The 23,340-nt window shown below is 70.4% G+C and carries 26 protein-coding genes; 23 read left to right on the top strand and 3 right to left on the bottom strand.

The genetic code is table 11. From position 1 onward, the window contains the following. The first annotated feature begins 29 nt into the window (after positions 1–29). From ABD841_RS13395 to ccsA, 6 genes are all read left to right on the top strand, one after another. The gene (locus tag ABD841_RS13395; RefSeq protein ID WP_344971136.1) at positions 30–959 is read left to right on the top strand and encodes a LysR family transcriptional regulator; all 930 of its coding nucleotides are present in this window, start codon (positions 30–32) and stop codon (positions 957–959) included. A 174-nt stretch (positions 960–1,133) separates the two neighbouring features. After that, positions 1,134–1,772, top strand: coding sequence for a histidine phosphatase family protein (locus tag ABD841_RS13390; protein WP_344971134.1), 639 nt, complete (start codon positions 1,134–1,136; stop codon positions 1,770–1,772). Positions 1,773–1,828: 56 nt separating this feature from the next. Further along, a complete protein-coding gene (locus ABD841_RS13385) occupies positions 1,829–2,401 on the top strand; it encodes a TlpA family protein disulfide reductase (RefSeq protein ID WP_344971132.1) in 573 nt (190 codons plus the stop codon). Positions 2,402–2,437: 36 nt separating this feature from the next. Then, a complete protein-coding gene (locus ABD841_RS13380) occupies positions 2,438–3,172 on the top strand; it encodes a cytochrome c biogenesis CcdA family protein (RefSeq protein ID WP_344971131.1) in 735 nt (244 codons plus the stop codon). Positions 3,173–3,207: 35 nt separating this feature from the next. Continuing rightward, entirely contained in the window at positions 3,208–5,007 is a 1,800-nt protein-coding gene (resB, locus tag ABD841_RS13375) for a cytochrome c biogenesis protein ResB (RefSeq protein ID WP_344971129.1), read from the top strand. Continuing rightward, positions 4,997–5,965, top strand: coding sequence for a cytochrome c biogenesis protein CcsA (ccsA, locus tag ABD841_RS13370; protein ID WP_344971127.1), 969 nt, complete (start codon positions 4,997–4,999; stop codon positions 5,963–5,965). Before resB ends, ccsA begins: the two co-directional genes overlap by 11 nt. 289 nt (positions 5,966–6,254) lie before the next feature. Here the strand turns inward: ccsA and ABD841_RS13365 are convergent, their stop codons facing one another. Next, the gene (locus tag ABD841_RS13365; RefSeq protein WP_425581982.1) at positions 6,255–6,554 is read right to left on the bottom strand and encodes a PLDc N-terminal domain-containing protein; all 300 of its coding nucleotides are present in this window, start codon (positions 6,552–6,554) and stop codon (positions 6,255–6,257) included. A gap of 112 nt (positions 6,555–6,666) precedes the next feature. On the opposite strand from ABD841_RS13365, the gene ABD841_RS13360 reads away from it, so the two are divergent. Both ABD841_RS13360 and ABD841_RS13355 read left to right on the top strand, forming a co-directional pair. Then, positions 6,667–7,566, top strand: a complete 900-nt coding sequence (locus ABD841_RS13360) for a hypothetical protein (RefSeq protein ID WP_344971123.1) — start codon at positions 6,667–6,669, stop codon at positions 7,564–7,566. Between the two features lie 10 nt (positions 7,567–7,576). Next, the gene (locus tag ABD841_RS13355; RefSeq protein ID WP_344971122.1) at positions 7,577–7,816 is read left to right on the top strand and encodes a hypothetical protein; all 240 of its coding nucleotides are present in this window, start codon (positions 7,577–7,579) and stop codon (positions 7,814–7,816) included. A gap of 203 nt (positions 7,817–8,019) precedes the next feature. Here the strand turns inward: ABD841_RS13355 and ABD841_RS13350 are convergent, their stop codons facing one another. Continuing rightward, complete coding sequence (locus ABD841_RS13350) at positions 8,020–8,259, bottom strand: BldC family transcriptional regulator (protein ID WP_012887349.1); 240 nt, start codon at positions 8,257–8,259, stop codon at positions 8,020–8,022. Between the two features lie 263 nt (positions 8,260–8,522). Between ABD841_RS13350 and ABD841_RS13345 the strand changes: the two genes are divergently transcribed. Then, positions 8,523–8,720 (top strand): DUF4229 domain-containing protein, encoded by a 198-nt coding sequence (locus ABD841_RS13345; protein WP_344971120.1) that lies wholly within the window; start codon positions 8,523–8,525, stop codon positions 8,718–8,720. Here the strand turns inward: ABD841_RS13345 and ABD841_RS13340 are convergent. Further along, positions 8,704–9,969: a delta-60 repeat domain-containing protein gene (locus tag ABD841_RS13340; RefSeq protein ID WP_344971118.1), complete on the bottom strand. Its 1,266-nt coding sequence runs from the start codon at positions 9,967–9,969 to the stop codon at positions 8,704–8,706. The genes ABD841_RS13345 and ABD841_RS13340 overlap by 17 nt on opposite strands. Positions 9,970–10,046: 77 nt before the next feature. Here ABD841_RS13340 and ABD841_RS13335 point away from each other — a divergent pair, with 77 nt between their 5' ends. From ABD841_RS13335 to nuoK, 14 genes are all read left to right on the top strand, one after another. After that, positions 10,047–10,772 (top strand): demethylmenaquinone methyltransferase, encoded by a 726-nt coding sequence (locus ABD841_RS13335; protein WP_344971116.1) that lies wholly within the window; start codon positions 10,047–10,049, stop codon positions 10,770–10,772. Between the two features lie 149 nt (positions 10,773–10,921). Beyond that, the gene (locus tag ABD841_RS13330; protein WP_344971114.1) at positions 10,922–12,199 is read left to right on the top strand and encodes a geranylgeranyl reductase family protein; all 1,278 of its coding nucleotides are present in this window, start codon (positions 10,922–10,924) and stop codon (positions 12,197–12,199) included. Continuing rightward, on the top strand, positions 12,196–12,318 hold the full coding sequence (locus tag ABD841_RS13325; RefSeq protein ID WP_344971113.1) for a hypothetical protein: 123 nt from the start codon (positions 12,196–12,198) through the stop codon (positions 12,316–12,318). The genes ABD841_RS13330 and ABD841_RS13325 overlap by 4 nt, the downstream gene beginning before the upstream one ends. Before the next feature lie 2 nt (positions 12,319–12,320). Next, on the top strand, positions 12,321–12,680 hold the full coding sequence (locus ABD841_RS13320) for an NADH-quinone oxidoreductase subunit A (protein ID WP_344971112.1): 360 nt from the start codon (positions 12,321–12,323) through the stop codon (positions 12,678–12,680). Positions 12,681–12,682: 2 nt separating this feature from the next. After that, positions 12,683–13,234: a NuoB/complex I 20 kDa subunit family protein gene (locus ABD841_RS13315; RefSeq protein ID WP_344971110.1), complete on the top strand. Its 552-nt coding sequence runs from the start codon at positions 12,683–12,685 to the stop codon at positions 13,232–13,234. Positions 13,235–13,460: 226 nt separating this feature from the next. Beyond that, positions 13,461–14,138 (top strand): NADH-quinone oxidoreductase subunit C, encoded by a 678-nt coding sequence (locus ABD841_RS13310; RefSeq protein ID WP_344971109.1) that lies wholly within the window; start codon positions 13,461–13,463, stop codon positions 14,136–14,138. Between the two features lie 125 nt (positions 14,139–14,263). Beyond that, positions 14,264–15,520, top strand: a complete 1,257-nt coding sequence (locus ABD841_RS13305; protein WP_344971195.1) for an NADH-quinone oxidoreductase subunit D — start codon at positions 14,264–14,266, stop codon at positions 15,518–15,520. After that, positions 15,517–16,314, top strand: a complete 798-nt coding sequence (gene nuoE, locus ABD841_RS13300; RefSeq protein ID WP_344971107.1) for an NADH-quinone oxidoreductase subunit NuoE — start codon at positions 15,517–15,519, stop codon at positions 16,312–16,314. The genes ABD841_RS13305 and nuoE overlap by 4 nt, the downstream gene beginning before the upstream one ends. A gap of 76 nt (positions 16,315–16,390) precedes the next feature. Then, complete coding sequence (gene nuoF, locus ABD841_RS13295; protein WP_344971105.1) at positions 16,391–17,677, top strand: NADH-quinone oxidoreductase subunit NuoF; 1,287 nt, start codon at positions 16,391–16,393, stop codon at positions 17,675–17,677. Positions 17,678–17,744: 67 nt separating this feature from the next. Next, a complete protein-coding gene (locus tag ABD841_RS13290; protein ID WP_344971104.1) occupies positions 17,745–20,339 on the top strand; it encodes an NADH-quinone oxidoreductase subunit G in 2,595 nt (864 codons plus the stop codon). Further along, the gene (gene nuoH / locus ABD841_RS13285) at positions 20,339–21,688 is read left to right on the top strand and encodes an NADH-quinone oxidoreductase subunit NuoH (RefSeq protein WP_344971102.1); all 1,350 of its coding nucleotides are present in this window, start codon (positions 20,339–20,341) and stop codon (positions 21,686–21,688) included. Before ABD841_RS13290 ends, nuoH begins: the two co-directional genes overlap by 1 nt. Continuing rightward, complete coding sequence (nuoI, locus tag ABD841_RS13280) at positions 21,675–22,190, top strand: NADH-quinone oxidoreductase subunit NuoI (protein WP_344971101.1); 516 nt, start codon at positions 21,675–21,677, stop codon at positions 22,188–22,190. The genes nuoH and nuoI overlap by 14 nt, the downstream gene beginning before the upstream one ends. After that, positions 22,183–23,016: an NADH-quinone oxidoreductase subunit J gene (locus ABD841_RS13275; RefSeq protein WP_344971099.1), complete on the top strand. Its 834-nt coding sequence runs from the start codon at positions 22,183–22,185 to the stop codon at positions 23,014–23,016. The genes nuoI and ABD841_RS13275 overlap by 8 nt, the downstream gene beginning before the upstream one ends. Then, positions 23,013–23,309, top strand: a complete 297-nt coding sequence (nuoK, locus tag ABD841_RS13270; RefSeq protein WP_344971097.1) for an NADH-quinone oxidoreductase subunit NuoK — start codon at positions 23,013–23,015, stop codon at positions 23,307–23,309. The genes ABD841_RS13275 and nuoK overlap by 4 nt, the downstream gene beginning before the upstream one ends. Positions 23,310–23,340: the final 31 nt, after the last annotated feature.

Raw genomic sequence — 23,340 nt, 5'->3', positions numbered from 1 at the left:
TCTTCAGTTGGTTGTTTAGACTTGCTTACATGTTGGACCTGAACCGGCTGAAGGCCCTGCACGCGGTCTCCGTCTACGGGTCGGTGGGCGCGGCGGCCGACGCGCTCATGGTGACCCCGTCGGCGGTCTCCCAGCAGCTCGCCAAGCTGGAGCGCGAGACCGGCGCGACGCTGCTGGAGCGCAACGGCCGCGGCGTGCGGCTGACCGACGCGGCCGGGCTCCTCGCCGACCACGCCGGGCGCATTCTCGCGTTGGTCGAGACCGCGGAGGCCGACTTCGAGGCGCTGCGCGGTGAGGTCGTGGGGCGGCTGAGCATCGGGGCCTTCCCGACCGCGGCCCGGGGGCTGCTCCCCGCCGCGCTGACCCTCCTGCGGAAGCGCCATCCCGATCTGCGCCTGCAACTCATGGAGCGGGAGCCGGAGCGGCAGATCCGGGAGGTGACCCGCGGTGAGCTCGACCTCGCGGTGGCCCAGGACTGGATGAACCGCCCCCTGCCGATTCCCGAGGGGCTCTCCCGGGCGGCGCTCCTCGACGACATCGCCGACGTGGTCCTGCCCGCGTCCCACCCGCTGGCCGGCCGGTCAGAGATCGAGCTGGCCGAGCTGTGCGGGGATCGGTGGATCAGCTCCTCACCCGGCACCGTCTGCCACGACTGGCTGGTCTACACGCTGCGCTCGGCCGAGTTGGAGCCGGAGATCACCTGCATGGCGGACGAGTACCCGACCCAGATGGCCCTCGTCGCGGCCGGCCAGGGGTGCGCCATCATCCCCCGCCTGGGCCGCGACTTCGTCCCCGAGGGCGTGCGGGTCGTCCCGATCAGGTCGCGCCCCACCCGCAGGCTCTACGCCCTCTGGCGCAGCGACGCGGCCCGCCGCCCGGCCATCCGCGCGGCGGTCGACGCGCTCAAGGTGGTCGCCGCCGACCTGCAGTGCCCCGTGCCGGACATGACGGTCCGCTGAGCGGGGTGACGCGGACATGACGGTCCGCTGAGCGGGGTGACCGGATGTGACGGCCCGCTGAGCGGGGTGGAACGCTCGCGACGGCGGGCGCGGCCCGTCGGTTGCGGTGCCGGTGTGGGCGGAGAGGCCCACCCGCACATCGCTTTCCGTACCTGTCGGTAGGCTAGCTGCACCATGGCTGAGACCACCGTCGTCCACCTCCTGCGCCACGGTGAGGTGCACAACCCCGCCAACGTCCTGTACGGCAGGCTGCCCGGCTATCACCTGTCCGAGAACGGCCGGCTGATGGCCGAGACGGTGGCCAAGTCCGTCGCCGGGCGCGATGTGACCGCGCTGTTCTCCTCGCCGCTCGAGCGCGCCCAGGAGACCGCAGTCCCGCTCGCGAAGACCTTCCACCTGGAGGTAACGCTCGACGAGCGGCTCATCGAGGCCCAGAACATCTTCGAGGGGCTGCCGATCGGCGGCGGCGACGGGGTCTTCCGCAACCCGCGCCTGTACCGCCACCTGTGGAACCCGCTCCGCCCCTCGTGGGGGGAGCCGTACGTCCACCTGGTCCGGCGGATGCGGGCGGCCGTCGAGGCCGCCCGCGACGCGGCGCGCGGGCACGAGGCGATCCTGGTCAGCCACCAGCTCCCGATCTGGACCATCCGCCTCGCGGCCGAGGGCAGGCGCCTGCCGCACGACCCCCGCCGCAGGCAGTGCGGTCTCGCCAGCCTCACCAGTCTCTCTTTCGAGGGCAACCGGTTGATCAGCGTCGGATACAGCGAGCCCGCGGCCGCGCTCGTCAAACGCCCCACTGTGCCGGGCGCCTGACTCCGCCGGTAGAGTGACTGCTCTACCGGTTGTAGTACAGGGAGATCCTGCCACCCATGCGCGCAAAGTTCCTCACCACGGCCTTCGTGCTGCTTGCCGCCGTGACCGGGTGCGCGGGAACCCAGGGGTCGCAGCCGCAGACCGGTGACACTCGCTTCGTCGCGGGCGACGGAAAGATCACCGTGTTCCAGGCCGCCGACCGCAGGCCCGCCCCGGCGGTGGAGGGCGAGACCCTCGACGGTGGTTCCGCGTCGCTCGCCGCGCACAAGGGCAAGGTCGTGGTGCTGAACTTCTGGGCGTCCTGGTGCGCGCCCTGCCGGGCCGAGGCCCCGGTGCTCAAGGACATCGCGGCCAAGACCAAGGCCGACGGGGTGGAGTTCCTCGGCGTCGACTTCAAGGACCGCAAGGCCGACGCGCTCGCGTTCGAGCGCAGCCACGCCCCGGGTTACCCCAGCATCTTCGACCAGCCGGGCAGGGTGGCGCTCTCCTTCCAGGGCACGGTCCCCCCGGCGGCCATCCCCTCGACTCTGATCATCGACCGGCAGGGAAGGATCGCCGCGCGGGCCCTCGGGGCGGTCAAGTACGCCGACCTCCTCGACGCCGTCACCAAGGTCGGCGGCGAGAAATGACGGGGCGCCACGACTCCGGACGGCGGTGGGCCCGCGATGAGCGCTGACCTGGTGGGTACGGTCGCGAGCGGGTCGCTCGTGCTGGCGCTGCCGATCGCGGTCGCGGCGGGTCTGGTGTCGTTCCTCTCGCCCTGCGTGCTGCCCCTGGTGCCCGGTTACCTGTCGTACGTGACCGGCATGAGCGCCGACCCCCGGCGGGGGCGCATGGTCCTGGGCATCGTGCTGTTCGTGATGGGGTTCGCCGCCGTGTTCGTGGCCGGAGGGGCGCTGTTCGGCGGCCTCGGCGCGGTGCTGTTCGGCAACGCCGAGATCATCACGCGTGTCCTGGGCGCCCTCACGATCGTGCTGGGCCTGGCCTTCATGGGCGCCGTCCCGGGACTGCAGCGCGACTTCCGCATCCACCGGGCCCCCGCCGCGGGCCTGGCGGGGGCGCCGCTGCTCGGCCTGGTGTTCGGTCTCGGCTGGACCCCTTGCATCGGTCCCACGCTCGGGGTCGTGCTCACCCTGGGCCTCAACGAGGGCAGCGCGGGGCGCGGGGCGCTGCTCGCGTTCGCGTACGCGCTGGGCCTCGGACTGCCGTTCGTGGTGGCCGGGATGGCGTACAGCAAGGCCCTGCGGACGTTCAAGGCGGTGCGCCGGCACTCTCAGCTGATCACCCGGGCCGGTGGCGTCATGCTGGTCGCCGTCGGCGTCCTGCTCGTCACGGGGCTCTGGGCGCAGCTCATCGCGGGGATGCAGGGATGGATCGGCGGATTCGAGCCGGTGATCTGATGGGACACGTCGAACCGGGTGGGAGGGAGCGAGCGGTGAGCGAAGCCGACCCCGACACGACGACCGGCCGCTCGGGGCGCGGCCCGGTGACCGACGTGGCCGGTCCGGCCGGCCCGGCGGACTCCGCGGATCGCGGCCGGGGCGCCGATCAGGCCCTCGACCGGGAGCAGGGCCCCGACCGCGGCGAGAGCGCCGAACGGGGCACATCCGTTCCCCAGGGCACCCGGGCGGCCTCGGCCGCCGGGGCGGGGCCCGCGGGGGAGGGAGGCCCCGCAGGGTTCGGGCTGGCCGGCTGGGCGCGCTGGTTCTGGCGGACGCTCACTTCGATGCGGACCGCGCTGATCCTGCTGTTCCTGTTCGCCCTCGCGTCGATCCCCGGCTCGATCTGGCCGCAGCGCGGCGTGTCCGACGCCAAGGTGGCCCAGTACTTCACCGACAGCCCGCAGCTCGCCGAGTGGCTCGACAGGTTCTGGCTGTTCGACGTGTTCAAGGCGCCCTGGTTCGCCGCGATCTACCTGCTGCTGTTCCTGTCGCTGATCGGCTGCGTGCTGCCGCGCACCACGGCCCACCTGCGCGAGCTGCGCAGGAAACCGCCCGCGGCGCCCCGCAACCTGTCCCGGCTGCCGCAGCACGCCTCCTTCGAGGCGGACCTGACCGTCGAGGCCGCCGCCGCCCGGCTGCGCTCCCGGCGGTTCCGGGTGACCACGGGCCCCGGCTGGGTCGCCGCGGAGAAGGGCTACCTGCGCGAGACCGGCAACCTGCTCTTCCACGTCGCGCTGCTCGGGCTGCTGGTCGCGGTCGGGGTGGGCGCGCTGTACGGCTACCGTGGCAACGTGCTGGTGGTCGAGGGCGACGGGTTCTCCAACACGGTCGCGGCCTACGACCGTTACATGCCCGGTCAGCAGGTCAGCGCCGAGTCGCTGGAGCCGTTCTCCTTCACCGTCGGGGACTTCCGGGCCACCTACATCGCCCAGGGTGAGAAGGCCGGGCAGCCGCTGGACTTCGAGGCCGCGCTGAAGGTCACCGACGCGCCCGGGGCGCGCGAGCGCGACTACGTGCTCAAGGTCAACGAGCCGCTGGACGTCAACGGCACGCTGACCTACCTGATCGACCACGGCTACGCGCCCACCTTCAAGATCACCGACGGGAGCGGCCAGGTGGCCTTCGACGGGCCGGTGCCCTGCCTGGTCGTCCAGCCGTCCACCTTCACCTCCGAGTGCGTGATCAAGGTCCCGGACGCCAAGCCGGAGCAACTCGGCCTGCTGGTGGGTTTCCTGCCGACGACCGTTCCCGCGGGCGACGAGTGGGTCTCGGTCTTCCCCGGCGCCGCCAACCCGACCGCCCAGGTCTACGGGGCCTTCGCCGGTGACCTGGGCCTGAACGACGGGCGCCCGCAGTCGGTCTACGAGATCGAGCCCGAGCGCCTGAAGAAGATGAAGCCGCTGCTCATGAAGGCCGACCCACTGGCGGTGGGCAAGAAGCTCGACCTGCCGGGTGGCGCGGGCTCGATCGAGTTCACCGGGGTCAAGGAATGGGTCGCCCTGCAGATCGCCTACGATCCGGGCAGGATGCCCGCGCTCGTGGCCTCGGTGGTGGCCGTCGTGGGGCTCGTGCTGAGCCTGACCGTCCACCGCCGCCGGGTCTGGGTGCGGATCCGTGACGCGGCCGCGTCGCCGGAGGGACCGGACGGGGCCCCGGCGGAGGACGGCCGTCCCGAGGGCGTTCGCCGGCAGATCGAGGTGGGCGGTCTCACGCGTACCGAAGGCGGTGATCTCAGCGAGGAGTTCGCCGAGATCGTCGCTGCTTTGAACCCAGGAGTGAAGGATGCCCGCTGAGGTCGACCCAGGCCTCGCCACACTGAGCGACCAGCTCATCTTGGCGACGGTCCTGCTCTACGTCTTCGCAATGATCGGCTACGCGCTCGACCTGGCCTTCGGCCGGCCCAGGGCGCGGGCCCGCGCCGAGGCCGTGCCCGCGCTCGCCGCGGTCGGCGGCGGAGCCGCTCCGGAGTCCGCCTCCGGGACGGACGCCTCGGAGGGCGATGCCCGGCGGACGGCGCCCTCCGCGTGGGCGTTGTGGGCCGGTCCGGCCGGGGTCGTGCTGAGCTGGCTCGGCTGGGCCGCCAACCTCGGGTCCATCCTGACCCGGGGCCTGGCGGTGGACCGGTGGCCCTGGGGCAACATGTACGAGTTCGTGGTCGCGATGTGCCTGGCGGCGGTGAGCGCGTTCCTGTTCATGCAGCTCCGCTACCGGATCCGCTTCCTCGGCGCGTTCGTGATGGTCACCGCGGCCCTGGGCCTCGGCTTCGCCGTGCGGTACCTGCACGTGCAGGCCGGTCCGGTGGTGCCCGCGCTGAACTCGTACTGGGTCGCGATCCACGTGTCGGCGGCGATCATCGCCAGCGGGCTGTTCATCGTGGCCGGCGTCTCCGGTGTCCTCTACCTGGTCAGGAAGGACACCGCGGTCCGTCTCCCGTCCCGGCAGGACCTGGAGCGGGTCGCGCACCGGGCCATCGTGATCGGTTTCCCGATCTGGACCTTCGCCGTCATCGCCGGCGCGCTCTGGGCGGACAAGGCGTGGGGCCGCTACTGGGGCTGGGACCCCAAGGAGATCTGGGCGTTCATCACCTGGATCGCCTACGCCGCCTACCTGCATGCCCGGGCCACCGCGGGCTGGAAGGGCAGGGCCGCCATGATCGTGCAGCTCGTCGCCTTCGCGTGCCTGCTGTTCAACCTCGTCGGGGTGAACATCTTCCTGGGCGGCCTGCACTCCTACGCCGAGGTCCCGGGCTGACTCTCGGCCCGGCGCCCTGACCGGACGCCCCGGGGCCGTAGCCACGCCCCGGGGTCGTCGTCCGGGGACGCCGGTCCGGGCGCGCGGAGCGCGGATCCGGGCGGACCGGCCGGGCACAGGAAGCGGGGCGGGCACGTGGAGCGCCCACGCGGGCAGGCCCGGCGCCGGGAACGGTCCGGGTATGCGGAGCGTCCGTGTGGGAAGGCAGGCCGGGCGCCGGGAGCGGGGCGGGCACGCCGGGCCGGGGCGCTGGCCCCGGCCGCGCCGGCCGTCTCCCGACGATCCTCCGTCAGTCTTCGTCGCGCAGGCGTCGCTCCAGATCCTTGAGGAACTCCGGGTCGTCGTCGGGGCCCTTGGGCGCCTCGGGCCGCGGGGGCCTGTCCTGGAAGAACTGGGGACGAGGGCTCCGGGGACCGTTCGGGCGGCCGAGCAGCAGCCAGAACACTCCTCCGACGGGCACCAGCAGCACCACGATCAGCACCCAGAGGAGCTTGGGCAGGTTCCTGGACTCCTCGTCCGGCGTGGTGATGACGTCGAACAAGCAGTAGAGCCAGAAGGCGAGTAGCGCCAGGCCGACAAGCAAGGGCATGCCCGAACTGTAAGCCATTGTGAGACCCGCTGCGGTCAGCCTTCCGTTCCGGGTGACTGGCGAAGATCGACGTCGTACGGTAGAGACCGTTGCCGCTTCCCCAGGGGGTGCGATGGCACATTCGGGCGAGAAAGGCCGTCATCGACGGCGGTGGTGGCAGCGCGGTCCGGCCTCGCGTGCGGAGAGTACCCTCAGGGAAGCTCCCCGTGACGCCTCTCGTGAGAGTGACGCCTCCCGCGAGCGCGATGTCCGCCCCGAGGGTGACATCCCGCGCGGGTTCGAGCGTCCCGAGCACCGCTCCGGCGCGGTCACCGCGCCCGTGGTCGACCGCCCGCAGTACACCTGGCAGGACTTCGAGCTCGACGACGAGCGGCCCCGGGCCCAGCCGAACTCGCCCGACACCCCCGACCTGGGCGACGGTCTGCGGCACTGCGGGCCCCTGGAGCGCATCCTGCACCGCCAGTGGGACTCCCGGCGGGAGACGCCTCCCCCGGAGGCCGTACGGGCCGTGGAGAGCCTCGCCAGGCTTCCCGACAGGCTCAAGGCGAAGCTCGCCGAGGGCCTCGACGGCATCTACGTCGGCGCCGGCGGGGTGCCCGACCTCGACGACATGGGCTACCTGCGCGGCGCTCCGCTGCCGTCCGGCCGGGCGACGTGGGACATCTGCGCGGGTGCGTACGGTGATCGCAAGATCGTGGTGGGCGACCGCCCCTCGCCCACACCCGACGTGATGATGCACGAGGTCGGTCACGCGATCGACGACGTCGACGCGCCGCACGGAGGCTGGGTCTCCGACTCACCGGAGTTCGCGGCGCTCTACGAGCAGTGCGTCCCCAGGCTGGCCTCCGGGTTCCACCTGCAGCCGGGAGACCTGGGGCGCAAGGAGTTCTTCGCCGACGCCTTCGCCGCCATCGCCTCCCGGCAGCGCCCCGCGCTGGTCGACATGCTGGGCGGCGACACGCGGATGGCGCTCAACGTCATGTTGTTCTTCAACCGGCGCTACGGAATCTAGGTGATCTGGGATGTACGTCATCCGGCTCGCTGACGGGACTCTGCGGGTGCCGCAGACCCTGTCCAGCGGTGACGGGCGTCTGATCGGCAACGCCTACGTGGAGATCTCTCCGGGCGATCCCGGCTACGACCGCTGGCTGGCCGAGTCGATCACCGAGGAAGAGTGGGCCGAGCGGCGGAGGCGCTGGCTCGCGGAGAACGACGAGTTGGAGAAGGAGTTCCTGGCTTTCAAGGCCGAGCAGGACACCTAGGCGGCGAGCGGATGGGCGGCTCGAAGGGCCCCGGGCTGCGGGAGCCGGAGCGGGCGGCGGGCCGGCCGGAACGGACCGGGTGGGATCCGGTGACGGGGGAGGTCACCGTCCGTGTCGTGTGGCACTCCACACGACTCCACGGTGACCCTGCGGCTTTCCGGGTAAGGCGCGCAGGATCACCGATGGTGTGACGTCATAAGTCGTCAGACGCGCGGGGACTCGCCCGCCGGCCGTTCGGCCGTCAAGACGTCCTCTCCGCGCAGAAGGGCGTGCACTTCCGACTCGCGGAAACGCCGGTGCCCTCCGGGGGTACGGATGCTGCTGATGCGGCCTGCCGCGGCCCAGCGCGTAACCGTTTTTGGGTCAACCCGGAAGAGGGCGGCAACCTCTCCGGGCGTCAGCAGACGCTCGCTGCTACTCTCCACAATCTCTCCCCCTCGCATCCCGCTTCCTGCCAGCGGGCGGACAGGTAACCAGTGTGCCGAGCGAAGCCTGATTTATCCGTGGTTTTCAACAAAGATCACGGGTTGTTATCGACTGCCTGCCCGATTGTTAGATGATAGAGCCTCTTTGGGACTCTCGTGGGTGTTTCTTTACGAAACTGATCTCTTGTGAAGAGTAGCAGCGGTCACACCCGATGCGAAGAGTGCCCGCCCGGCGTTCACCGAGCGTGCTTGAGCGAGCAGAGTGACGTAGCCTCGACGCTGTGCACCCCGTCTTCGTTTACACAGCGTCCCGGCTCGGCCTGCTGGCCGTGAGCGTGGGCGTGCTCTATCTCCTCGGCCTGCGCGAGCCCCTGATCCTGCTGATCGCCGCATTCCTGGTCAGCGGCGTGGCCAGTTACGTCCTGCTCTCGAAACAGAGGGACGCGGTGAGCGAGCGAATCACTAAGAATCGGGAGTGATCGGCAACGGGAACATACCGACTCGGGCATGGTACTCGCGACCAAGCCGTGTCGTGTCACTACCAACGAGTAATCCGCCCCGATGTGCCAGGAATGCCTTGACGCCGATTCCCCGCTCCCGCGTGGGATTCCAGCTCAGGGCCCTGCCGGTGCCGGGGTGGATCGCCCCGATCCCGGGACGTGTCACGGCCCCCGGTCCGGCCGAGTCGCGGCCGCGCGGGTTGTCCAGCCAGCGCTGGTGCCCGCCCACGTAGACCGCCGCCCCGGTCACCGCCACCGAGTACAGCGAGTCGCCCCCCGTGTGGTTCACCCAGGTGGGCGCCACCTCTCCCGGGGCGTACGTCTCGAAGCGCGCGGCGGTGTCGCACGTCGTGCGCGGGCCCATCGGGCCGCCGGTGGTGACCACCACGAAGTAGCCGCCGTCGGGCGCGAAGTCCAGCCCGCGCACGTAGCTGGGGAAGTCGTCGCGGCACCTGCCCTCGTAGGCGCGCGTCCGCCACGGGGCGACCCGCGCCGGTGCGGCGGCCACGTCGATCAGGCCGAGCTGCGGGCGGGACATCCCGTCGAGGGTGGTGAAGTCGCCGTCGACCGCCAGCCGGTCGCGGCCGAGGGACAGCGCGTGCACCCTCGTCCGGCCGCCCCGGGGCGCGCCCGGCCTGACCGCGAAACCCGGGTCGGCGGCGCCGGTGACGGCGTCCAGCCGGGCCAGGGCCGTGCGGTTGGCGCCGCCGATCCGGGTGAAGTCGCCGCCGACGTACAGTTGCCGGCCGCGCCTGGCCAGACTGGTGACCGCCCCGTCGTGGACGCGGGGGCCGAAGCCGGTCACCGGTGAGCCGTCGGCGAGCCGGAGCAGAGTCAGGCCGCGCGCCCACACGCCGCCCGCCGCCGAGAACCGCCCCCCCACGTAGACGGTGCCGTGCACGCCCGCGGCCAGCGCGAGGACCGGGCCGTCGACGTGCGGCGCGAAGCCGGACAGGACCCGGCCGGTGGCCGACTCGTAGGCGAACAGTCCGGACCGCGGCAGCGTGCGCGTGCTTCCCGCCTCGCGCACCGCGCTGAACGATCCGCCCACGACCACCGTGCCGCCCACCAGCGCGATGGCGTTGACGATCCCGTCGAGCACGTGGGGGGTGCTGTCGACCGGGTCGGCCGAGACGACTCCGCTGTGCTTCACGGTGCCGGCGGCGGCGACCCCCGCGGGCGCCAGGAGCAGCGCCGTGGCCAGCACGGAAGTGATTCTGGCAAACATTCGACAATTGGTAGCACGCTCTAGGTAACCGAACGACTACTTTCCGTGGATTGCCGGGGCGGGCCTAGGCTGGTGACATGACGCGCGCTTCTCTGGACAAGCACCCGCACGAGGTCGCCGCGATGTTCGATCGCACGGCCCGGCGCTACGACCTCGTCAACGACATCATCTCCATGGGGCAGGTCCGGCTGTGGCGCAAGGCGACCGCGGCGGCCGTCGACGCCGGCCCCGGCGAGCTGGTCCTCGACCTCGGCGCGGGCACCGGCACCTCCACCGACACGTTCACCGCGCTGGGCGCGCGCGCGATCGCCTCCGACTTCTCGCTCGGCATGCTGCGCACCGGCGTCCGGCGGCGCGGCGGCTCGGGCGTCCACGGCGGAGGGGTGCGGGGCGTCAGCTTCATCGCGGGCGACGCGCTGCGACTGCCCTTCGCCGACGAGGTCTTCGACGCGGTGACGATCTCCACGGCGCTGCGGAACGTGCACGACACCGGCCAGGCGCTCCGCGAGATGTACCGGGTGGCCAAGCCGGGGGCGCGTCTGGTGATCCTGGAGTTCTCGCACCCGACGCCCAGCTCGTTCGACCTCGTCTACTCCCAGTACCTGATGAAGCTGCTGCCGAAGGTCGCCAAGGTCTTCGGCTCCAACGACGACTCGTACGAGTACCTGGCGGAGTCGATCCGGGCGTGGCCCGACCAGGCGGCGCTGGCTAAGATCATCCAGGAGGCGGGCTGGGAGCGGGTCGCGTGGCGCAACCTCAGCCTCGGAATCGTGGCCCTTCACCGTGCATATAAGCCCGTATAGAAGATTGGCTCGCGATCGTGACACCCGCCTGACACTTTGCCCTGCAAAGGCGTTAGACTTCGGGCCGACAAGTTTGTGAAGCACTTCACAAAGGAACGAAAGGCCCCTTACCCCGAGGCCCTCAAAGCGTGTAGGACAGGACAGGTCCCGTGACCGTGCCAGCCGCCACACAGCGGAATGTCGCTGAGGCTGACGCCGACGTCATCGTCGTCGGCGCCGGGCCCGCCGGTTCGACAACCGCTTTCCATCTCGCACAGGCCGGGCTTGACGTCCTGTTGCTGGAGAAGACCACCTTTCCCCGGGAGAAAGTCTGCGGCGACGGGCTGACGCCCCGGGCCGTCAAGCAACTCCTCGCCATGGGAATCGACATCGACGCCCCCGGCTGGATCAGGAACAAGGGCCTGCGCGTGGTCGGCGGGGGCCTGCGCTTCGAGCTCGACTGGCCCGAGCTGTCGAGCTACCCCGACTTCGGCCTGGTCCGCACCCGCCAGGACTTCGACCAGATCCTCGCGGAGAACGCGGTCAAGGCGGGTGTCCGCCTGCTCCAGGGGGTCACCGTCACCGCCCCCATCCTCGACGACCGCAGCGGTCACATCGTCGGGGTCGTCGCCAAGAAGGACGACGAGGAGGTCTCCTACCGCTCCCGCCTGGTGGTCGCCGCCGATGGCAACTCCACCCGGGTGTCCCTGGCTATGGGGCTGCACAAGCGCCAGGACCGCCCGATGGGCGTCGCGGTGCGCACCTACTTCACCAGTCCGCGTCACGACGACGACTACCTGGAGACCTGGCTGGAGCTGTGGGACGGCGACACGCTGCTGCCCGGCTACGGCTGGATCTTCGGCGTCGGCGACGGCACGTCCAACGTGGGCCTGGGCCTGCTGAACACCAGCGACGCCTTCAAGAGCATGGACTACCGCGACCTGCTGCGGCGCTGGGTGAAGGGCATGCCGGCCGAGTGGGGCTACGTCGAGGAGAACATGACGACCCCCATCAGGGGGGCCGCCCTGCCGATGGCCTTCAACCGCCAGCCGCACTACACGCGCGGCCTGGTGCTGGTCGGGGACGCCGGCGGGATGATCAACCCGTTCAACGGCGAGGGCATCGCGTACGCGATGGAGACCGGCCACATCGCCGCCGAGACCATCGTCCAGGCCCTCGGCAGGGTCACCGCCGCCCAGCGGGAGCGGGTGCTACGCGCCTACCCGCAGACGCTCAAGGACGTCTACGGTGGATACTTCACCCTTGGGCGTGGTTTCGTGGAGCTCATCGGGCACCGCGGTGTGATGAACTTCGCGACCCGGCACGCGCTGCCGCACCCCCGCCTGATGCGGTTCGCGCTCAAACTCCTTGCTAATCTCACCGACCGGCGAGGCGACGCGTCGGATCGCATCATCAACGCCCTGTCGAAGGTGGCGCCACCGGCATGACCTCAGCGAACGCCTGGAAGCCCGAACCGGGGGCGATGATCGCCCTGCCTACACTTGCGAAATACACCGACATGCAGAGCTACGCGCCGGCGCGCGTGGAGATGGGAGAGGAGGCGTAGCGATGGAGCTTTACGCACCCATCCTGGTGCTCGCCGTTCTCGCGGCGGGATTTGCGATCTTCTCGGTGACGATCGCCCCCTTCACCGGTCCCAAGCGCTGGAACCGCGCGAAACTCGACGCCTACGAATGCGGCATCGAGCCGACGCCCCAGCCCGTGGGCGGCGGTCGCTTCCCGCTGAAATACATGATCACCGCGATGCTCTTCATCGTGTTCGACATCGAGATCATCTTCCTCTACCCGTGGGCGGTCGCCTTCAACAAGCTCGGGGTCTTCGGGTTGGTCGAGATGCTGCTGTTCATCGTCACCGTGCTCGTGGCCTACGCGTACGTGTGGCGCCGCAAGGGTCTGGACTGGGACTAGATATGGGTCTTGAAGAGAAACTTCCGAGCGGGTTCATGCTCAGCACGGTCGAGCAGGTCGCCGGCTGGGCGCGTAAGAACTCCGTCTGGCCGGCGACCTTCGGCCTGGCCTGCTGCGCCATCGAGCTGATGTCCACCGGTGGTCCCAAGCACGACCTGGCGCGCTTCGGCATGGAGCGCGCTTCGGCGTCTCCGCGCCAGGCCGACCTGATGATCGTGGCGGGGCGCCTGTCGCAGAAGATGGCCCCGGTGCTCCGTCAGATCTACGACCAGATGGCCGAGCCCAAGTGGGTCATCGCCATGGGCGTGTGCGCCTCCAGCGGCGGCATGTTCAACAACTACGCGATCGTGCAGGGCGTGGACCACGTCGTCCCGGTCGACATCTACCTGCCCGGCTGTCCGCCGCGGCCCGAGATGCTCATCGACGCGATCGTCAAGCTGCACGACAAGATCCAGAACATGAAGTTCGGTGCGCACCGCGCCAAGCAGATCGACGAACTGGAGCTGCAGGCGCTGCGGACGCTCCCGCTGATCGACCAGGGGACCGTCAAATGACGACCGGACCCGACACGGTGAGCGCAGCGAACGAGGAACGGTGAGCGACTGATGAGCCGGAGCGAACTCGACGCAGTGAGCGGAGTGGTCCGCGAGGTACGAGCGGCCCGCGCAGCGAACGAGGAGCGGTGAGCGACTGATGAGCCGGAGCGAACTCGACGCAGTGAGCGGAGTGGTCCGCGAGGTACGAGCGGCCCGCGCAGCGAACGAGGAGCGGTGAGCGACTATGAGCACTGACAACCTTCCCGGCCTGCCGGAGGAGCCGGTCGACCACCGGGGCATGTTCGGCGCCTCGGGCACCGGTGACACCTCCGGGTACGGCCGCCTCGTCGTGCGGCGCAAGCCCGAGCTGTCCACCCCCCGCCCGTACGGTGGCTACTTCGACACCATCGCCGACGAGCTGGAGCGCGCTCTCGGCGGTGACCTCTCCGACGCCGTCGAGCGCGTGGTCGTCGACCGCGGGGAGCTGACCTTCCACGTGCGGCGCGAGCGCCTGCTCGACGTCGTCAGGGTCCTGCGTGACGATCCCGCCCTGCGGTTCGAGCTCTCGCTCGGCGTCTCCGGGGTGCACTACCCCCACCTGGAGGGCCGGGAGCTGCACGCGGTGATCCACCTGTGCTCGATCACCCACAACCGCCGCCTCCGCCTGGAGGTCTCCTGCCCCGACGCCGATCCCCACATCCCCTCCACGGTTTCGGTCTACCCGACCCACGACTGGCACGAGCGGGAAACGTGGGACTTCTTCGGCATCGTCTTCGACGGGCACCCGGCGCTGACGCGGATCATGATGCCCGACGACTGGGACGGGCACCCCCAGCGCAAGGACTACCCGCTCGGCGGCATCCCGGTCGAGTACCGCGGCGCCGAGATCCCCGCGCCGGACCAGAGGAGGTCTTACCGGTGAGCGCCGCGTACGAGGAGAACGTCAAGGTCGACGAGCCCACCGGGGGCCTGGGCGAGGCCGCCGGGGGCTTCGACGAGGCCACGGAGGGCAGGGTCTACACGGTCTCCGGCAACGACTGGACGGAGCTGGTCGAGACCCTGTCCGGGCAGCAGGACGAGCAGCTCGTCGTCAACATGGGCCCCCAGCACCCGTCCACCCACGGCGTGCTCCGCCTGGTCCTCAACCTCGACGGCGAGACGGTCACCGAGGCCCGCACGGTCATCGGCTACCTGCACACCGGCATCGAGAAGAACATGGAGTACCGGACGTGGACCCAGGGGACCACGTTCGTCACCCGCATGGACTACCTCTCGCCGATCTTCAACGAGACGGCCTACTGCATGGCCGTCGAGAAGCTGCTGGGCATCACCGACCGGATCCCCGAGCGGGCCCAGGCCATCCGCGTGATGATGATGGAGCTCACCCGGATCTCCTCGCACTGGGTGGCCATCGGCACCTTCGGCATGGAGCTGGGCGCGACCACCCCGTTCCTGTTCGGCTCCCGCGAGCGTGAGATGGTGCTCGACGTGATGGAGTACATCACCGGCCTGCGGATGAACATGGCCTACGTCCGGCCGGGCGGCGTCTCCGTCGACCTGCCGGCCGGGGCCGTCGACAAGGTCGCCGAGCTGCTGAGGATCATGCCGCAGCGCATCAAGGACATGCGCAAGATGCTCGACGCCAACCCGGTCTACCTGGCCCGGACCAAGGACATCGCCTACCTCGACCTCACCGGCTGCATGGCGCTGGGCGTCACCGGCCCGATGCTGCGGGCCGCGGGCCTGCCGTGGGACCTGCGCAAGTCGCAGCCCTACTGCGGCTACGAGACCTACGAGTTCGACGTCCCGACCCAGAAGACCGCCGACGTCTACGGGCGCTACCTGGTCCGGATCACCGAGATGGAGGAGTCGCTCAAGATCATTGAGCAGGCTCTCGACCGGCTGGCCGGCCCGCTCAAGGGCGGGCGCGTGATGATCGACGACAAGAAGATCGGCTGGCCCTCGCAGCTGGCGCTCGGCCCCGACGGCCTGGGCAACTCGCCCGACCACATCGCGCACATCATGAGCGGCTCGATGGAGGCGCTGATCCACCACTTCAAGCTGGTCACCGAGGGCTTCCGGGTCCCGGCCGGGCAGGCGTACGCCTCGGTCGAGTCGCCCCGCGGCGAGCTCGGCGCCCACGTGGTCAGCGACGGCGGCACCCGCCCGTACCGCGTGCACTTCCGCGACCCGTCCTTCACGAACCTGCAGGCCATGCCCGCGACGTGCGAGGGCGGCATGGTCGCCGACGTCATCTCGGCGGTGGCCTCGATCGACCCGGTCATGGGAGGCGTCGACCGATGAGCGACGAAAAGATCAACGCGACCACGGGCACCGGTCTGACCGGTGAGACCGCGGTGGGCACGACCACGGCCACGGGCGGTGAGCCCGCGAACCGGGCCGCCCGCGCGGCCGGCGAGAAGGAGAGCGCGACCGTGAACGGTGGTTACGCGCCGGACGTCCGCGAACGCCTGGAGCGGGACGCCAAGGAGATCATCGGCCGCTACCCCAAGCCGCGGTCGGCCCTGCTTCCCCTGCTGCACCTGGTGCAGTCGGAGGACGGCTACGTGTCCGACGCCGGTCACGAGTTCTGCGCCGAGATGCTCGGCCTGAGCAAGGCCGAGGTCGTGGGCGTGTCGACCTTCTACACGATGTACAAGCGCAGGCCGATGGGCCAGTACCACGTGGGCGTGTGCATCAACACGCTCTGCGCGGTCATGGGCGGCGACCAGATCTGGGACGAGCTGTCCGAGCACGTCGGCGTCGGCCACGACGAGACGACGGCGGACGGGAAGATCTCGCTGGAGCGGCTGGAGTGCAACGCCGCCTGCGACTTCGCCCCGGTCATGATGGTCAACTGGGAGTTCTTCGACAACCAGACCCCGGCCTCGGCCAAGCAGCTCGTCGACGACCTCAGGGACGGCAAGGAGGTCTCGCCGACCCGCGGGCCGAAGAAGCTCTGCACGTTCAAGGAGGCCTCGCGGGTGCTGGCCGGGCTGCCCGACGGCCTGGCCGCGGACGGCCCCACGGCGGGCGACCCCTCCCTGGAGGGCCTCAAGATCGCCAAGGCCAAAGGTTGGAAGGCTCCCGAAGCGTGAGCAGGCGTAACGAGCGAGCCATCAGGCACGGTGCGGCCTCGTCCCGGAGCGACGGGCTGCCAGGCGAGGAGACGAAGTGACCACTCTCACCCCGGTTCTCACCGCGAACTGGGACCAGCCAAACTCCTTCACCCTGGAGGGCTACGGCGACTACTCGGCGGCCAAGAAGGCCCTGGGCATGGACCCGGACGCCGTCATCCAGGCCGTCAAGGACTCCGGACTGCGCGGCCGCGGCGGCGCGGGCTTCCCCACCGGCATGAAGTGGGGCTTCATCCCCCAGGGCGACGGCAAGCCGCACTACCTGGTGGTCAACGCCGACGAGTCCGAGCCGGGCACGTGCAAGGACATCCCGCTGATGATGGCCAACCCGCACGCGCTGGTCGAGGGCGTCATCATCGCCTCGTACGCGATCCGGGCCAACCACGCCTTCATCTACGTGCGCGGCGAGGTCCTGCACGTCATCCGCCGCCTGCAGGCGGCCGTCGCCGAGGCGTACGCCAAGGGCTACCTCGGCAAGGACCTCTTCGGCTCGGGCTTCGACCTGGAGCTGGTCGTGCACAGCGGAGCCGGCGCCTACATCTGCGGCGAGGAGACGGCGCTGCTCGACTCGCTGGAAGGTCACCGCGGCCAACCTCGGCTCAAGCCCCCCTTCCCCGCCGTGGCGGGCCTGTACGCCTCGCCCACCGTCGTCAACAACGTCGAGTCGATCGCGAGTGTTCCCTCGATCATCGCCAACGGCGCCGACTGGTTCGCGGGGATGGGCACCGAGAAGTCCAAGGGCTTCGGCATCTTCTCGCTGAGCGGGCACGTGACCAGGCCCGGCCAGTACGAGGCGCCGCTCGGCATCACCCTGCGTGAGCTGCTCGACATGTCCGGCGGCATCCGCGAGGGGCACCGGCTCAAGTTCTGGACCCCCGGCGGGTCCAGCACGCCGATCTTCACCGACGAGCACCTCGACGTCCCGCTCGACTTCGAGTCGGTCGGCGCCAAGGGCTCCATGCTCGGCACCCGGGCCCTGCAGATCTTCGACGAGACCACGTGCGTGGTCCGCGCCGTGCTGCGCTGGACCGAGTTCTACGCGCACGAGTCCTGCGGCAAGTGCACCCCGTGCCGGGAGGGCACCTACTGGCTCAAGCAGGTCCTCAAGCGGCTGGAGAAGGGGCAGGGCACCGAGGAGGACCTGACCACGATCACCGACATCGCCGACAACATCCTCGGGCGCTCCTTCTGCGCCCTGGGCGACGGCGCCACCAGTCCCATCCACTCGTCGGTGAAGCTCTTCCGCGACGAGTACCTCAAGCACTTCGAGATCGGCGGCTGCCCGTTCGACCACGCCCCGTCCAGGCTGTGGGGGACGAAGTGATCGCCAGGCGCGAGGCAACCGACAAGCACAGCACCGTTTCGGTCATGAGGCCGACGGAGGAGGCGCCATGACCGTCGAAGCCACCACCCCGGCCCAGGCGCCGGTGGACCTGGTCACCGTCACCATCGACGGCTTCCAGGTGAGCGTGCCCAAGGGCACGCTGATCATCCGGGCGGCCGAGCTGCTCGGCATCCAGATCCCGCGGTTCTGCGACCACCCGCTGCTGGAACCGGCGGCCAACTGCCGCCAGTGCCTGGTGGACATCCCGGACGCCGGCAACGGCCGCGGGTTCCCCAAACCGCAGCCCTCCTGCGCGATCGAGGTCGCCCAGGGCATGGTCGTGCAGACCCAGCTCACCTCCCCGGTCGCCGAGAAGGCGCAGCGCGGTGTCATGGAGCTGCTGCTCATGAACCACCCGCTCGACTGCCCGGTCTGCGACAAGGGCGGCGAGTGCCCGCTGCAGAACCAGGCGATGTCCAACGGCCAGGGCGAGAGCCGCTTCCAGGAGAAGAAGCGGACCTTCCCCAAGCCCGTGGCGCTCTCCAGCGAGGTGCTGCTCGACCGCGAGCGCTGCGTCCAGTGCGCCCGCTGCATCCGCTTCTCCGATGAGATCGCCGGCGACCCGCTCATCGACTTCTTCGAGCGCGGGGCCAAGGAGCAGGTCGGCGCCGCCGACGGGCGGCCGTTCGAGTCCTACTTCTCCGGCAACACCGTGCAGATCTGCCCGGTGGGCGCGCTGACCGGCGCGGCGTACCGTTTCCAGGCCCGCCCGTTCGACCTGATCTCCACGCCCGGCGCCTGCGAGCACTGCGCCAGCGGCTGCTCCCTGCGCACCGACCACCGCCGCGGCAAGGTCACCCGCCGCCTGGCCGGGGACGACCCCGAGGTCAACGAGGAGTGGAACTGCGACAAGGGCCGCTGGGCCTTCACCTACGGCACCCAGCCCGACCGGCTGAAGACCCCCCTCGTCCGTGACGAGGAGGGCCGCCTGGTCCCGGCGTCCTGGCCCGAGGCGTTCGCCGTCGCGGCCCGGGGCCTGGCCGCGGCGCGCGGACGCGCGGGCGTGCTCGTCGGCGGGCGCGTCACCGTCGAGGAGGCCTACGGCTACGCCAAGTTCGCCAGGATCGCCCTCGGCACCAACGACGTCGACTTCCGCGCCCGCCCCCACTCCGCGGAGGAGGCGCAGTTCCTGGCGCACGCCGTCGCGGGCAAGGGCATCGAGGTCCGGTACGCGGACCTGGAGAAGGCGCCGGCCGTGCTCCTGGCGGGCTTCGAGCCGGACGAGGAGTCGCCGATCGTCTTCCTGCGCCTGCGCAAGGCGTGGCGGAAGAAGGGCCTGAAGGTCTTCTCGGTCGCGCCGTTCGCCACCGCCGGGCTCGCCAAGATGGGCGGCACGCTCGTGCAGGCGGCGCCGGGCGCCGAGACCGCCGTCCTCGACGACCTCGCCGCCGCCGCCCCGGCCGCCGCCGAGGCGATCGGGCAGCCGGGCGCGATCATCCTGGCCGGCGAGCGGCTGGCGACGGTACCGGGCGCGCTTTCGGCGCTGGTCCGGCTGGCCGCCTCCACCGGCGCCCGCCTGGCCTGGATCCCGCGCCGCGCCGGCGAGCGCGGCGCCCTTGAGGCCGGCGCGCTGCCGAACCTGCTGCCGATCGGCCGCCCCGTCGGTGACGAGACCGCCCGCGCCGAGGTGGCCCGGGTGTGGAACGTCGCCTCGCTGCCCGAGGGCGAGGGCCGCGACACCACCGGCATCCTGCGGGCGGCGCTCGACGGGGAGCTCGACGCCCTCGTCGTCGCCGGTGTCGACCCCTACGACCTGGCCGCGCCGCAGGCCGCCCTGCTGGCCCTGGAGAACACCCCGTTCATCGTGAGCCTGGAGCAGCGCGCCAGCGCGGTCACCGACCGGGCCGACGTGGTCCTGCCGGTCGCCGTGACGGCCGAGAAGTCCGGCACGTTCGTCAACTGGGAGGGGCGCGGGCGCACCTTCGAGGAGGCGCTGCGCGTCCCCGGCGTCATGAGCGACCTGCGGGTCATCTCCGCCATCGCCGACGCCATGGACGTCCACCTGGGCCTGCCCGACCCGGCCGCCACCCGCCGCGAGCTGGCCTCGATCGGCGCCTGGCGCGGCCCGCGCACCCCCGCCCCCGCGGCGGACGGCGCGGCCCCCGCCCGGCCGGAGGCCGGCGAGGCCGTCCTGGCCACCTGGCACCTGCTGCTCGACGACGGCCGCCTGCAGGCGGGCGAGCCCTACCTGGCGGGTACCGCCCGCGCGGCCGAGGCTCTGGTCTCCGAGGCCACCGCGGCGGAGGTCGGCCTGGTGGACGGCGACCAGATCACCGTCGGCGCCGAGCACGGCTCGCTGACCCTGCCGGTGCGGATCGCCGACCTGCCCGACCGGGTGGTGTGGCTGCCGGCCAACTCGGCCGGCCGGTCGGTCACCCGGGACCTGCGCGCCGTCGCCGGTACGGTCGTCACGATCGGGCCGGCCTCCGGGAGCGCGTCCGCCGGCGTGATCGCGCCCAGCGCCGCGAGCCCGGTCACGCCCGGCGTGGCGAGCACGGTCGCGGGCGCGCCCGAAGGCGCGGACACGGTGCTTCCCGAGCGTGCCTCCGGCACGACGGCCGGCGAGGTGGAAACCGCCGGCGAAGCTAACGAGGAGCGGTAATGAATGCCCGGACTCTCCTAGCGGCCGATCCGACCCTTGCCGACTTCGGCAAGGACCCGCTCTGGATCAGCATCATCAAGGCCGTTGTCATCTTCGTCGTCCTGATGCTGGGCGTGCTCTTCGGCGTGTGGTTCGAGCGCAAGCTCATCTCCCGCATGCAGAACCGCTACGGTCCCAACCGGGCGGGCAAGTTCGGACTGCTCCAGTCGGTGGCCGACGGTCTGAAGATGGGTCTGAAGGAAGACCTGATGCCCCGGACCGTCGACAAGGTGATCTACTTCATCGCCCCGGTCGTCCTGGGGGTCCCGGCCTTCCTGGCCTTCTCCGTCATCCCGATGGGCCCCAAGGTCTCGATGTTCGGCGTCGAGACGCCGCTGCAGCTGACCGACCTGCCGGTCGCGGTGCTGCTGGTGCTGGCGATGGCCTCGATCGGCGTGTACGGCATCGTGCTCGCCGGCTGGGGCTCCCGCTCGCCCTACGCCGTGCTCGGCGGTCTGCGGGCCAGCGCCCAGGTGGTCTCGTACGAGATCGCGATGGGCCTGTCGTTCGTGGGGGTGTTCCTGTTCGCCGGGACGCTCTCCACCTCGGAGATCGTCGCGGCGCAGGCCTCCGGCGGGGTGCTCAACCTGGGCGGTCTGCAGATCCCGATGCCCTCGTGGTACATGATCCTGCTGATCCCGTCCTTCCTGATCTACATCGTCACCATGCTGGGCGAGACCAACCGGGTCCCCTTCGACCTTCCCGAGGGCGAGGGCGAGCTGGTCGGCGGCTTCCAGACCGAGTACTCCAACTCGCTGAAGTTCGCCATCATCATGCTCGCCGAGTACGTCAACGTCTTCGTGGTCTCCGCGGTGTCGATCACGCTGTTCATGGGCGGCTGGCGGGCACCGTGGCCGATCTCCATGTGGGACGGGGCCAACACCGGCTGGTGGCCGCTGCTCTGGTTCTTCCTGAAGATGGTGCTGGTCTTCTCCTTCTTCGTCTGGTGCCGGGCCTCGCTGCCGCGAATCCGCTACGACCAGCTCATGGCCCTCGGCTGGAAGATCCTCATCCCGATCAACCTGGCGTGGATCCTCCTGGTCGCCACCGTCAGGGCCCTGCAGATCCAGGACGTCAACCGCTCGGTCGTGCTGATCCTCGCCGCCCTCGTCATGGTCGGCTGCCTCGGCATCTGGTGGCGCTTCGACAGCGTGCTGCAGAAGCGCAAGGAGGACAAGGCCGCCCAGATCCAGGCCGAGTTCGAGCAGCTCCAGGCCGAGCCCACCGCGGGTGGCTTCCCCGTGCCGCCGCTTGACCTGCCGCACTACCACGGGGTGGCGCGCAAGGAGGTTTCCAGTGGGAGCAACTGATTGGCTGAACCCCATCAAGGGGTTCGGCGTGACCTTCCACACCATGTTCAAGAAGGTCGAGACGGTCAACTACCCCGAGGAGAAGCGGCCCACGGCTCCGCGCTTCCACGGCCGGCACCAGCTCAACCGCTGGCCCGACGGCCTGGAGAAGTGCGTGGGCTGCGAGCTGTGCGCGTGGGCCTGCCCGGCCGACGCGATCTTCGTCGAGGGTGCGGACAACACCGACGAGGAGCGTTACTCGCCGGGCGAGCGTTACGGGCGCACCTACCAGATCAACTACCTGCGGTGCATCCTGTGCGGCCTGTGCATCGAGGCGTGCCCGACGCGCGCCCTGACGATGACCAACGAATACGAGCTCGCCGACAGCAGCCGTGAGAGCCTCATCTACACCAAGGAGATGCTGCTCGCGCCGCTCGGCTCCGGCATGGAGGCCCCGCCGCACCCCATGCGTCTCGGCGAGACCGAAGAGGACTACTACCGGCTGGGACGAAACAATGGGTGAGACCATCACGTTCTGGGTCCTGGCGGTCGTCTCCGTACTGGCCGCCCTCGGACTCGTCTTCAGCCGCAAAGCGGTCTACTCCGCCCTGATGCTGGGCGTCGTCATGCTCTCGCTGGCCGTGCTCTACGCGGTCCAGGACGCCCCGTTCCTCGCCGCCGTGCAGATCATCGTCTACACCGGCGCGGTCATGATGCTCTTCCTGTTCGTCCTGATGCTCGTCGGCGTCGACTCCTCCGACTCGCTGGTCGAGACGATCAAGGGACAGCGTCTCTGGGCGGCGATCGCGGGCCTGGGCTTCGCGGTCCTGCTCGCCCTGGCCATCGGCAACGCGGCCTACGGCGCGCCCACCGGACTGGGCGCCGCGGTGCAGGAAGCGGGCGGCAACGTGCCCTCGCTGGCGCAGCTGATCTTCACGAGGCACGTCTTCGCCTTCGAGGTCACCTCGGCGCTGCTGATCACCGCCGCGCTCGGCGCGATGGTGCTCGCCCACCGCGAGCGGATCCGGCCCAGGGCGACCCAGCGTGACCTGGCCCGTGCCCGCTTCTCCGGCCCGCAGCCCTCGCCGCTGCCCGGACCGGGCACCTACGCGCTGCACAACGCCATCGACATGCCCGCCCTGCTGCCCGACGGCACGGTCGCGGCCAAGTCGATCAACCGGGTGCTCGCCCGGCACGAGGTGGAGGAGGGTTTCGCCCCCACCGACCCGGCGAAGGCGGCGCTCATCAGGCAGGTCCTGGAGAAGGACGCCCCCCAGGACGAGAACCCGGACCTGGCCGACAAGCCCGTCCAAGTGAAGGACGCGCTCCAGCAGGAGGACGGCAAGTGACCACTCACTACCTGGTGCTCTCCGGGCTGCTCTTCGCGATCGGTGCCATCGGCGTGCTCACGCGACGCAACGCCATCGTGGTGTTCATGTGCGTGGAGCTGATGCTCAACGCCTGCAACCTCGCGTTCGTCACCTTCGCCCGGCAGCACGGCAACCTGGACGGCCAGCTGATCGCCTTCTTCGTGATGGTGGTGGCCGCGGCGGAGGTCGTGATCGGCCTTGCCATCATCGTGATGATCTTCCGAACCCGCAGGTCGGCGTCTGTGGACGACGCCAACCTGCTGAAGTACTAAGAGGTGGCAGGTGCAATCTCCCGCTGAGATC

The sequence above is a fragment of the Streptosporangium fragile genome, from assembly GCF_039534445.1.
Lineage (GTDB): Bacteria > Actinomycetota > Actinomycetes > Streptosporangiales > Streptosporangiaceae > Streptosporangium > Streptosporangium fragile.
This window is presented reverse-complemented; position numbering and strand designations above follow the sequence as displayed.

Bases quoted from the DNA above. Each gene is read 5' to 3' on its own strand.
- ABD841_RS13380 (WP_344971131.1), top strand. From the start codon at position 2,438: ATGAGCGCTGACCTGGTGGGTACGGTCGCGAGCGGGTCGCTCGTGCTG.
- ABD841_RS13315 (WP_344971110.1), top strand. From the start codon at position 12,683: ATGGGTCTTGAAGAGAAACTTCCGAGCGGGTTCATGCTCAGCACGGTC.
- ABD841_RS13335 (WP_344971116.1), top strand. From the start codon at position 10,047: ATGACGCGCGCTTCTCTGGACAAGCACCCGCACGAGGTCGCCGCGATG.
- ABD841_RS13325 (WP_344971113.1), top strand. From the start codon at position 12,196: ATGACCTCAGCGAACGCCTGGAAGCCCGAACCGGGGGCGATGATCGCC.
- ABD841_RS13340 (WP_344971118.1), bottom strand. From the start codon at position 9,969: ATGTTTGCCAGAATCACTTCCGTGCTGGCCACGGCGCTGCTCCTGGCG.
- ABD841_RS13390 (WP_344971134.1), top strand. From the start codon at position 1,134: ATGGCTGAGACCACCGTCGTCCACCTCCTGCGCCACGGTGAGGTGCAC.
- nuoH (WP_344971102.1), top strand. From the start codon at position 20,339: ATGAATGCCCGGACTCTCCTAGCGGCCGATCCGACCCTTGCCGACTTC.
- nuoE (WP_344971107.1), top strand. From the start codon at position 15,517: ATGAGCGACGAAAAGATCAACGCGACCACGGGCACCGGTCTGACCGGT.
- ABD841_RS13395 (WP_344971136.1), top strand. From the start codon at position 30: ATGTTGGACCTGAACCGGCTGAAGGCCCTGCACGCGGTCTCCGTCTAC.
- ABD841_RS13355 (WP_344971122.1), top strand. From the start codon at position 7,577: ATGTACGTCATCCGGCTCGCTGACGGGACTCTGCGGGTGCCGCAGACC.
- ABD841_RS13360 (WP_344971123.1), top strand. From the start codon at position 6,667: ATGGCACATTCGGGCGAGAAAGGCCGTCATCGACGGCGGTGGTGGCAG.
- ABD841_RS13350 (WP_012887349.1), bottom strand. From the start codon at position 8,259: ATGCGAGGGGGAGAGATTGTGGAGAGTAGCAGCGAGCGTCTGCTGACG.
- ABD841_RS13320 (WP_344971112.1), top strand. From the start codon at position 12,321: ATGGAGCTTTACGCACCCATCCTGGTGCTCGCCGTTCTCGCGGCGGGA.
- ABD841_RS13385 (WP_344971132.1), top strand. From the start codon at position 1,829: ATGCGCGCAAAGTTCCTCACCACGGCCTTCGTGCTGCTTGCCGCCGTG.
- ABD841_RS13365 (WP_425581982.1), bottom strand. From the start codon at position 6,554: ATGCCCTTGCTTGTCGGCCTGGCGCTACTCGCCTTCTGGCTCTACTGC.
- ccsA (WP_344971127.1), top strand. From the start codon at position 4,997: ATGCCCGCTGAGGTCGACCCAGGCCTCGCCACACTGAGCGACCAGCTC.
- ABD841_RS13275 (WP_344971099.1), top strand. From the start codon at position 22,183: ATGGGTGAGACCATCACGTTCTGGGTCCTGGCGGTCGTCTCCGTACTG.
- ABD841_RS13290 (WP_344971104.1), top strand. From the start codon at position 17,745: ATGACCGTCGAAGCCACCACCCCGGCCCAGGCGCCGGTGGACCTGGTC.
- ABD841_RS13310 (WP_344971109.1), top strand. From the start codon at position 13,461: ATGAGCACTGACAACCTTCCCGGCCTGCCGGAGGAGCCGGTCGACCAC.